We start from the raw sequence: 9322 nt of genomic DNA, 5'->3' as shown, positions 1-9322 counted from the left end.
CTGCTGGGGTCAGTCGATCTCGCCGCGGCACTCTGCGCCGTGGCGCTGCGTGTCGATGCGGATCTGGTTGAGCTGGCGCGCGAGCTCACCGAGTTGGTCCGGGGTGAGATCGGTGCCGAGCCCTGGGAATCCCCGGACGATTGCGTAGGGCTGGCCCTGGCGATCGGTATGCAACTCGGCGGTGAGCTGGCGCAGAGGCGGGTAGTCGCTGGCGCAGCGCAGGCAGCCGCAGTCGCGTGGAGGGCGACGGGAGGTTCGACAGAGGGTCATGCGGCCTCCGGGCACGCGCCCAGTTCGGCGGCCATCACCACCTTGAGCCCCAGGCGGTGGGCGATCTGCAGTTCCAGCATTGCGCCCTGCGAGTTCATCCAGCCCGGCAGTAGGGCGATGCTGTCGCAGCGCACCAACTCGGCAATGTCGTTGCGCATGCAGGCGTGCCAGTCGGCCTGGCTGGCCTGGGCGATCTCTGCAGGGTTAACCACCTCCCAGCCGGCGGCGCGCAGGCGGGCGGCCTCGGCGGCGAATGCAGGGAAATTCAGGTCGGGCAGGCCGCTCATCGGCCCGGAAATATAGATGCGTTCGGGCATGACTGTTCCTCGCTGCGCCTTGCTGGCGCAGCTGTCGGTAGGAGGGATCAGGTGAGTTCGAACTGCGCCTGAGGGTGCAGCTGAGTAGGCGCTGGAGCGGCGGGGAGGGTAATGCCTTGCTCCTTGAGGAAGCGCTGGGCGAGCTGGCGCAGTTGGTTTTCGCCGATGTCGCGCCGCTCCACCAGGTGCTCGCCCGGGTTTCGGACGCCCTCGATTTGTTCGCGCTTCACGCCGAGCACGTCGGAGACGATGGGGTCGCTGCCCTCATCGGAGATCAGGAAGAAGGCCTGGACCGGTTCGGTCTGGCCGTCGCGGTGAACGCGGCCGATGCACTGCTCGTGCACACCGGGCGACCAGTCGAGTTCGCCGAACACCACGGTGCTGCATGCATGCTGTAGGCCGTCGATGCCGGCGCCGGAGCGGAGGCTGATGAGCATCACGCGACTGTGCCCCGCGATAAACGCATCCTTCGCCGCCTGCTTCTCCTTCGGTGACTCGCTGCCGGTGTACATCACCGGGTTGAACTCGGCGAGTTTCTCCTGCCAGATGCCGTAGACCTCGCGGTGCCATCCGAACAGCAGCACCTGCTGTCCGCTCTCCACCAGCAGGCGCACGAACTCGGCGACGTAGGGTGCCTTGGCCACGCCTGTGGCTTGGCGCACAAGCTGGTCGAACTCGCCGGCGGCCTTCATCTTCTCGCCGCGGTACCGCTCGTTGTTCGCGAGGATCGTCTGGGCCAGGGCGGCCGCGTCGCCGCTGATGCGGGCGAGGGCAGAGCTGTCCGATTCGATCTCGTGAGGAATCTTGGCCATCGCCGGCAACTCGCGGCCCACTTCGGCACGGGTGCGGCGCAGCATGATGCCCTCGCGCCGGAGGTAGGTGCCGAACTGCTCGGCGTCTTTGAGCTTCGGTTTCTCGCCCATCGAGCCGATGCACCACTCGCGCAGGAACTCGTCGTAGCCGCCCAGGCACTCGGGGATCAGCGGGTTGACCACGTGGTAGAACTCCGACCCGTAGTTGTAGATGGGCGTGGCGGTGAGTCCCATCCGCAGCCGAGCCTGGCCGGCGAGGTAGCAGCAGGCCTGGTAGATGTCGCTTCCAGGGTTGCGCAGCTGCTGGCATTCCTCGAACACCGCGTACTGGACGATCTCGCCGAGCGTTTCAGCCCAACCGCGGAGCTTGTGGTAGCTGACGAGGATCACGTCCGGCAGCGTGTCCCAGAGGTCCTGGATGCGCTGACGGGGCTGTTTGGTGAGCGGGTAGGGCTGGCCCTTGCGGATGTGGTGCACGCGCAGGTTCGGCGCGAACTCGGCGAGTTTCTCCGGCCAGTGGTTGGGCAGCGCAGCCGGGTAGACCACGACCGCCGGCAGATTGGCAGGCACGGCCATGGGGCAGATGCCCGTCACGGTTTTACCCAGACCGAGATCGTCGGCCAGCAGCAGGCCGCCACGGATCTCGACCTGGGCGCCGGCATATCGCTGGTACTCCCGCGGCGGCTTGGCCAACTCGAATGCAGGAATGGGGAGGCGGCCAGCAACCAGTTCGGCCAGGCTGCGCTCCATCTCATGGTGCTGTTCCGCCAGGTGCTGCAGGCTGGCGCTGGTCTCTGCATCCATCTCCATGGGATATCGCTGCAGGAACCACAGTAGCTCGCGGCTGTTCTCCGGGCTGCCCAGCAGGTCGATGTGATTGGCAGCGCCCTGGGGGGCGCGCGGAAATACTCGCTTGAGCCGTGCCCGCACCTGCGGCTCGCAGGTCACGCGCCAGTAGCGGCCGTTGTAGGCGACCGATCCGTAGCAGTTCGTCATAGGGATTGCCGTCCGAGCCTGACCATCATGAAGGGTTTGCCACCCCATTCGGGGCGGCTGACCAGGGGTGAATCTGCCCAGCGCTGGGTGCTGGCGAGCAGCACGCCTTTCACCTGGGGCAGGTTGATGTAGCGATCGCACTGGCGCAGCGCCGCGGCGAGAGGCCCGTCGACCTTCACCTCGATCACGATTCCATCCAGCCAGAAATCGGCTCGGTTCTTGGCGTCGAGGATGTGCTCGCGCGTGAATGCGAACCCGGCCTGCTCGAGCACTCCGGCCATGGCCTCGTGCAGTTGCACCTCGCTGCCGTAGCGGTAGCGGTAGTTGCCGAGCACGTTGGCGAGCTTGGCCAGGTGCATGTGGTGGGGGCTGGCGGGCCTTGCCGCCGGCAGTGCTGCAGGCATGACTGTTCCTCGCCGCCCAGGGCGGGCGGCTGGTGAATGTGGGGTAGTTGGGCTACTACTGGATGGCCGGCACGGGGCCGGCAGTAAAGGAGGTGTTTTGATGCTTACGGACTACAGCAAGGGGCGGTACAACGTCTTCGGCCCCGACAACAAGCAGATAGGTCGTATCGATGAGGATGAGTTTGTCCGTAATGGGACCAGTCTTATCTGCCGAATTGACGGCGACGAGGTTTACTCCATGGACGGCAAATACCTTGGCTTCATCGACGGCGGTACGGCTAGATCGCCGCAAGGTAGCCTGTTGTTTACGATCGAGCCTGAGTAATGCTTCACCCGCCGGCCGCGCATCGACTAAGCATGGCGGCCGGATAGGGTGGCTTGTTTCCAGCCACCAAGGTAAAGTTTTCCGACCCCTGACGCTCCCTCTGTTAATGGCGAAAGTCTGAAAGCAGGTCGTATCTGCCGTAGGACCGCTGGGCTTCGGCTCAACGCGGAGGGCTTTGACGTGGCGCTGCCATTTCTCTGCCCATACTTTGGTCCCATTACATGGAGGTTCTCTATGCAAATCGAGATCGTTATCAGGGTAGACCTGACAGCGCTGATCGTAGTGCTCAAAGCCCTACTGCTGGTTCTGTGATGTCGTGCTTGGGGGTAGAGACGCCCCCAGGCCTTTCCTTCTCTCACAATTCCGGCTGGGATGACACGCTCAGGCCAACTGCCACTGGCCGCACCCAGATCGGCGTGCTGCTGAGCAGGAACGTTTCGCCGGCCTCGGCCAGCAGCAGGGTGGTGCCCATGACCGTGGCGATCGCTTCGGCCGCTGCTGGTGGCACGGCGTTGCCGATGCGTTCGCGCCAGTCGCTGTCGCTCAGGCCGTCCAGCACCAGCTGTTCCTCGGGGTCGACCAGGCTCTGCAGGGCGGCCAGCTCCAGGGTGGTGAACGGGCGGTGCCAAGTGCCGTCGAGCGCGCGGATGACGCAGGTCAGGCGGTCATTCGCCGCCGGCATGCGCGGGTCGGCGACACTCCACCTCCCGTTGTCGTGCTTGGCGCTGGCGGACACTGCACCGGTGCTCTGCTCGAAGCCGACGACGCCATAGTGCCCGCCGGTCAGGTATGCATCGCCTTTCACGCGATCGAGCGCGCGGGGATCAGCGATGCACTGGCCGCCAGAGCTCGGCGACTGGCCACCGGTTACGGTGCCTGCCGACTGATCCATCCGCACCACTCGATACACGTTATTGTGGCGTACGCCGCCAGGGCGAGGGTCTGCGACGGCGAAGGCACCTTGGCCGGTGGTGCTAGCCGCGATTACTGTACCGGCGTGGTCATCCCACTCCGTGACAGGGTACTTGCCGTAGGTCTCGCCCTGCCGGCGTGGATCAGCGACCGAGAACGTCCCTTGCCCTGGTGATTTCTGCCCAGTGACGGTACCCATCGACTCTTCCCAGCGGACCACGCCGAACTGCTGGCCGTGATTCCATTTCGCTGATTGCTGGAAGCGGGGATCAGCCACCGAGAACGCGCCGTTCGTGGGCAGCGACTGGCCGGCCACGGTGCCGGTGTGCTCGTCCCAGTTGCGCACGCCCATGTAGCCGCTGCGGTACTCCGGAACGATGACCAGGTCGCGCAGATAGCCATCCTCGATCGCTAGGTCGTTTAGACTGCGCCAGTCGCTGCCGGCGCGCACCAGGGCGAGACGCACCCAAGTCTTCCACTGCAGCGATGGGATACGGTGCATCGGGCCGCCCGCCGTCATGTCGCCGGGCAGTGGCATACGGCCGAGGATGTCGCCGACCGGGCGCAGGCTGCGCTTTTCCGGCTCGTACAGGAACGGCGGCACTTTCTCGACGTGGCGGGCGACCAGCAGGAAGCGCTTGCGGGACTGCGCCAGGCCCCCGAGTTCGCCGCAGTCGTGGGTCGTCTCGGCCACGGCGTAGCCGAACTGGCCAAGCAGGGCGTTGATCTGGTCCAGCAGGTGTCGGCCGCGCGTGGCGAGGCGCGGCACGTTCTCGAACACGATCAGCGGCACCGGGTCATCGGCCCAGGCCTCGCCCATCAGCCAGATGCAGCGCAGCGTCAGCTCGTTGAGGGCCTGATATTTCGGCGTCTTGCTGGTGGCCTCGGACAGCAGGCCGGAGGCGCCCTTGCACGGCGAGCTGATGAACACCGCGTCGGGACGCTTGCCCTGGGCGGCGCGGCGAATGTCGTCGGGGCTCGCCTCTTTCCAGCCTGCCGGCGGCTCAGCGCCGTGAAAGCGGATGTACTGGTCTCGGGTGAAGAGGTCCATCAGCGTGCCCGGCACGCCGGCCAGGCGCTCGAAGTCGCGCAGGCCTGCCGGATCTACGTCGATGCCGCCGAGGCATTCCCACTGCGCCTCGACGTTGCCGACCCGGGGCCGGGCACGGTTGAAGCCAGCGGCGCCGCCGCCCAGGCCGCAGCAGAAGTGGAAGTGGCGAAGGGTTCGTTTGAGCATGGGGTGTCCTTACCGCTCGCGTGATGCGGCGGCTGGCGAATGTGGGGGAGGTGGGGTATTACAGAGTTCTTGGAGATTGATGCGTGAGGGCGTGTACTTATGGCGACCAGAACCAGCTATCCCGTGCGCTGCCCTTGTGGCAGAACGGGGAGCATCACGCTTCGTGAAAACGACCAGCCCTATTCCATGCCGGATGAGAGCTACTCTCCGGTTGGCCTGCGCGGGCAATCGGTTTCTTTTTCCAGGTTCGTGAAGTGGGAAGAGGTTTTCACAGCGATGGAGCTTCGTTGTGCCTCCTGCGGGAAAAAGCTCACACCGAATCACCTCATCTAGCTCTCACTAGGGCTTCTACGCAGCTCCCGCCTCCTGCTGGATTTCCAGAGCGCTGAACAGATCCGGCATGGCCATGTCACGCTCGGCGCCGCGGCAGTAGGCGGCCATGTCCAGGAAGTAGGGCGGCGATAGTTCGCAGGCGCGGCCGTGGCGGCCCAGCTTCACGGCGCGGTACGGGGTTGTACCGATGCCACCGAAGGGGTCGTAGACCACCTCGCCGGGCATGGTGTACTGCTCGATGCAACGGTCGACGATGTCGAACTGAAGCGGGCAGATGTGCTGCTCGCGCCCCTTGGCCGCCTGGGTGCTGTTGAGCGTCACCATGCGGGTGATGTCGGTCCACACGTCCGGGTGCCAGCTCTGCGGCTGCAGCAGCATGAACTTGCTGGGCAGCCAGCCGGAGCGGTCGACGTGCTCGGCGATTTTCACGTCGTGGCGGAAGTCGTAGACCTGCTCGAGGCTGTGCCGGCGGAAGAGCTTGAAGATGGCGGCCTGGTCCAGGCCATCCAGATCTTCGGGCGTCAGCGGCCGATTGCCGCTCGAGCGCATGAAGCCGTGGGCGTCGAACTGCCAGCGGGGGCGGGTGAAGGTGGCCTTGTCCTTGGTGACCGGCACGTCGGCGTAGCCGTTGCTGCGATCAGTCGGCGGCTTGCGGAACACCAGCAGGTACTCGGGCATGCCGGCGCCCTGGCGTGAGCCGTCTTTGCACTGCTCGGTCCAGCCCAGGCGATAGGTCTGGTTGTTCTCGCGCACCACGTCGGTGACGATGGTCTTGCGCGCGAGGAAGCCGAACCCGTGCTTGCGGAAGGCGGCGACGCACTGATCGCTGAACGGCTCGACGACCTGGAACCCCATGCCGGAGATTCCGCTGGGCGTGATGCGATCCTTCACGTGGATGGCAGCGAGCCGGCCCGGCTGCAGTACCCGGTACAGCTCCGGGATCAGGAAATCCATCTGCGCCCAGAAGTGCTCGGTGTCGTCGGTGTGCCCGAAATCGTTGTAGCTGGGCGAGTATTCGTACTGGTTGCCGAAAGGGATGCTGGTCAGCACCAGGTGCACGCTGTCGCTCTCCATCGATGCCGTTTCCGGCACGCAGTCGTTGTTCACGACGGTGTAGTGCGTGCCGGAGGCCTCGACGCGCTCAACGCCGAGCGCTCGCGCCAGTTGGCTGGCCATGGCAGCGTGCGCCAGGCCGAATTCGCGAATGATCTGGGACATTTTCTCTGCCTGTTCGTCGTGCTGGCGCCACTTGCGTTCGAGCTGGCGCCGGATGTCGCGCTCGGCCTCGGTGTAGATCAGGTCGAGGCACACGCGGCGCTGTTGGCCGAAGCGCTGGATGCGGTGCACGGCCTGGATGAAGTCGCGGAACTTGAAGCCGATGCCGAGGAACACGGCCTGGTGGCAATGGCGCTGGAAGTTGCAGCCGGCGCCGGCGATCACCGGCTTTGCGGCGAGCTCGGCGAATTTGCCATCGCTGAAATCGATGATGGCCTGCTCGCGCTCGTCCAGATCCTGGGTGCCGTAGACGCTGACCACCTCCGGTACCGCCGCCTCGATCGCATGGCGCTCGGCCTCGAGGTCATGCCAGATCAGGCGATGCTTGCCGGGGTTCGCTGCGCGGATCTGCTGCAGCTTCTCGATGCGTGCCGGCAGGCTGTTGCGCTTCTCGCGCGCTGCGTCCTGCACGCCGATGGCGGCGTTGCTGAACAGCCGGCCCTGGCCATCCTTTTCGGTACCGGCGGCGGAGTGGTCGCTGGGCAGCTCGTGCCAGTGCACATCCAGGTAGGGCAGCGTGTAGCCGTCATCTGAGAACCCTAGGTCGGAAGGCTTCTGCACGAACAGCGCCCAGCTGGCGACCCACAGCCAGAACTCTTCCTCCTTGTGTGGGTGGAGCGTCAGGTGGTCGGCCTTCTCGCTGTTGCGCTTGAAGAAGCGCGTCTTCGCGGCGCCCACGTCCATGACGCCCAGGTAGGCGGCGTAGGCCAGCAACTCGATGTAGTCGTTCGGACTCGGGGTGGCCGTGGCCACGATCCGGTACCGGATGCCCTCGGTCTTGATACCGGCCTGGCGATCGTCACCGGCGAACAGGCGCATGAACTCGCGGAAGGTCTTGCTGCTGCCGAACCCGCGCAGGCAGTCGGCTTCGTCCAGGCTGGTGGCGTCGAAGTGGCGCGGGTCTAGCTTACCGTCGCGCACCGTCTCGTAGTTGGTGAGGTAGACGCCGGTGGCATCCGCCTCTTCGATTCGGCGGATGAAGCGCGGGGCTTCCGCCCAGCCTAGGCGCTCCACCGCGTCGCGGCGGAATTCCTGGCGCACGCCCAGCGGCGCGACGATCAGCGCCCGCCCGTTCACGTGCTCGCTGGCCAAGCGCATCGCCTCCAACTGGATGACGGTCTTGTGCAGGCCGAAGCTGGCGAACAGCGCCCGGCGGCCACCCTCCAGCAGCCAGGGCACGATGGCACGGCAATGGGGCTTCATGCGCGGATTGACCTGCGCCGGGTCCACAGTGAAGCCGAGCGTCGGCGCGACGCAGACCTTGCGCCGGAGGAAGTCTTCGTAGGCGGTCATGGGATGCTCCGCGGCGCAGGCGCGCCGGTGTCAGCGCCGCTTGCTGGCGCCGTGAGTGGTTGCAGTCCAGCCGGCGCGCTCGACCTGGTTGCCGTGGTCGGCGATCAGGCTGTCGATGAGGGCGCCGATGCATGGGATGACGGTGGCGAGGGTCTGGCCGTGCAGCATGGCGCTGTGGGTGTTCTTCTCACCTTTGGAGATGAACCAGGCCTCGACCCGCCAGTCGGTCGGCTTCTTCGGTGCGGAGCCGGTGACCATGGCGCGGCCTCTGCCGTCCGGGCCGAGGTCGGGAAGGGTGATGGTGCAGCTCATGGCGGCCTCTGCAATGTGACGGCGTGGTGTGACGCGCTGCGCTACGGCAGGCGGATCAGTTCGGCGAACACCGCTGGCGCGGGCTCGGCCAGGCGGTCGGCGCCGTGGATCAGGCGGGTGATGTAGTCCTGCGGCTCTTCAATGCCGGCACGGGCCATGCCGCGGACCAGGGCCAGGTCGGTGCTCTTGAAGAGGTCCAGCAGCAGGCGCCGGGCGAGCAGTCTGGCCAGGCGTTCCTCTTCGGTCTGCTTGTCGCGCTCGCGCTTTTCGCGCATGCGTTCGGTGGAGGTCTTGGCGGTCATTGGTCTTTCCGGGGGCGCCCGCGGGGGATGCTGAATTCCTCGATGACGTTCATTACCGTGCGTTTGCAGGCGCCGGTCGCGTCCGCCATACGGGCGATGGTGAAGCCCGCGGCAGCGAGCGGGCGGAGGATGTCGGCCAGGCGCATGCGGCTGAGCTTCTGCTGTGCGCGGCGGGCCTTGTTTGCGTCCGCGAGCGGGGCGGCGGCCTGGCGTTCGGGAATCTCGATACCGTTGCGCGCTGCGATGCGGCGCACGCGTGCCCGGGGCGTGTTGAGCTGACGGGAGAGCTCAGTGATGCCGAAACCCTGGGCGACCAGTTCGCGCAGCGGACCGATCAGCGCGGTGTCGCGGCGAGCGGCAGCCTCGTCGTCTTCGTAGTTCAGCACGATGTCGCGGCGCCCGCGGATCGATCCGCCGCCGGAGCAGCCCTGGGCAATCTCCTGGATCGACCCGCCAGCGGCGAGGAACTGGGCGGTGGCAGCGGCCAGCCGGGCGCGGTTCTCTTCGATGGGATGGATGGGGCGCATCTGCATG

General features: G+C 66.1%; 10 protein-coding genes. 1 reads left to right on the top strand and 9 read right to left on the bottom strand.

Translation table 11 applies throughout. From position 1 onward, the window contains the following. Window positions 1-9: 9 nt before the first annotated feature. From ACYRGX_RS17360 to ACYRGX_RS17345, 4 genes are read right to left on the bottom strand one after another with little or no spacing between them, the layout of a single operon-like run. Entirely contained in the window at window positions 10-270 is a 261-nt protein-coding gene (locus tag ACYRGX_RS17360) for a hypothetical protein (RefSeq protein WP_473053695.1), read from the bottom strand. After that, entirely contained in the window at window positions 267-587 is a 321-nt protein-coding gene (locus ACYRGX_RS17355; protein WP_473053694.1) for a DUF4406 domain-containing protein, read from the bottom strand. The genes ACYRGX_RS17360 and ACYRGX_RS17355 overlap by 4 nt, the downstream gene beginning before the upstream one ends. Before the next feature lie 47 nt (window positions 588-634). Beyond that, window positions 635-2395, bottom strand: coding sequence for an SNF2-related protein (locus ACYRGX_RS17350; RefSeq protein ID WP_473053693.1), 1761 nt, complete (start codon window positions 2393-2395; stop codon window positions 635-637). Continuing rightward, window positions 2392-2799, bottom strand: a complete 408-nt coding sequence (locus ACYRGX_RS17345) for a hypothetical protein (RefSeq protein WP_473053692.1) — start codon at window positions 2797-2799, stop codon at window positions 2392-2394. Before ACYRGX_RS17345 ends, ACYRGX_RS17350 begins: the two co-directional genes overlap by 4 nt. Window positions 2800-2899: 100 nt before the next feature. On the opposite strand from ACYRGX_RS17345, the gene ACYRGX_RS17340 reads away from it, so the two are divergent. Next, a complete protein-coding gene (locus ACYRGX_RS17340) occupies window positions 2900-3124 on the top strand; it encodes a hypothetical protein (protein ID WP_473053691.1) in 225 nt (74 codons plus the stop codon). A gap of 355 nt (window positions 3125-3479) precedes the next feature. Here the strand turns inward: ACYRGX_RS17340 and ACYRGX_RS17335 are convergent, their stop codons facing one another. The 5 genes from ACYRGX_RS17335 to ACYRGX_RS17315 form a co-directional block, all read right to left on the bottom strand. Beyond that, window positions 3480-5273, bottom strand: a complete 1794-nt coding sequence (locus tag ACYRGX_RS17335; RefSeq protein ID WP_473053690.1) for a DNA cytosine methyltransferase — start codon at window positions 5271-5273, stop codon at window positions 3480-3482. 348 nt (window positions 5274-5621) lie between these two features. Beyond that, complete coding sequence (locus tag ACYRGX_RS17330; RefSeq protein ID WP_473053689.1) at window positions 5622-8174, bottom strand: DNA methyltransferase; 2553 nt, start codon at window positions 8172-8174, stop codon at window positions 5622-5624. A 30-nt stretch (window positions 8175-8204) separates the two neighbouring features. Beyond that, a complete protein-coding gene (locus ACYRGX_RS17325) occupies window positions 8205-8486 on the bottom strand; it encodes a hypothetical protein (RefSeq protein ID WP_473053688.1) in 282 nt (93 codons plus the stop codon). Between the two features lie 41 nt (window positions 8487-8527). After that, window positions 8528-8788, bottom strand: a complete 261-nt coding sequence (locus ACYRGX_RS17320) for a hypothetical protein (protein ID WP_473053687.1) — start codon at window positions 8786-8788, stop codon at window positions 8528-8530. After that, window positions 8785-9321 (bottom strand): hypothetical protein, encoded by a 537-nt coding sequence (locus ACYRGX_RS17315; protein WP_473053686.1) that lies wholly within the window; start codon window positions 9319-9321, stop codon window positions 8785-8787. Before ACYRGX_RS17315 ends, ACYRGX_RS17320 begins: the two co-directional genes overlap by 4 nt. Window position 9322: the final 1 nt, after the last annotated feature.

The organism is Pseudomonas sp. R4-15, assembly GCF_055768815.1.
This window is presented reverse-complemented; position numbering and strand designations above follow the sequence as displayed.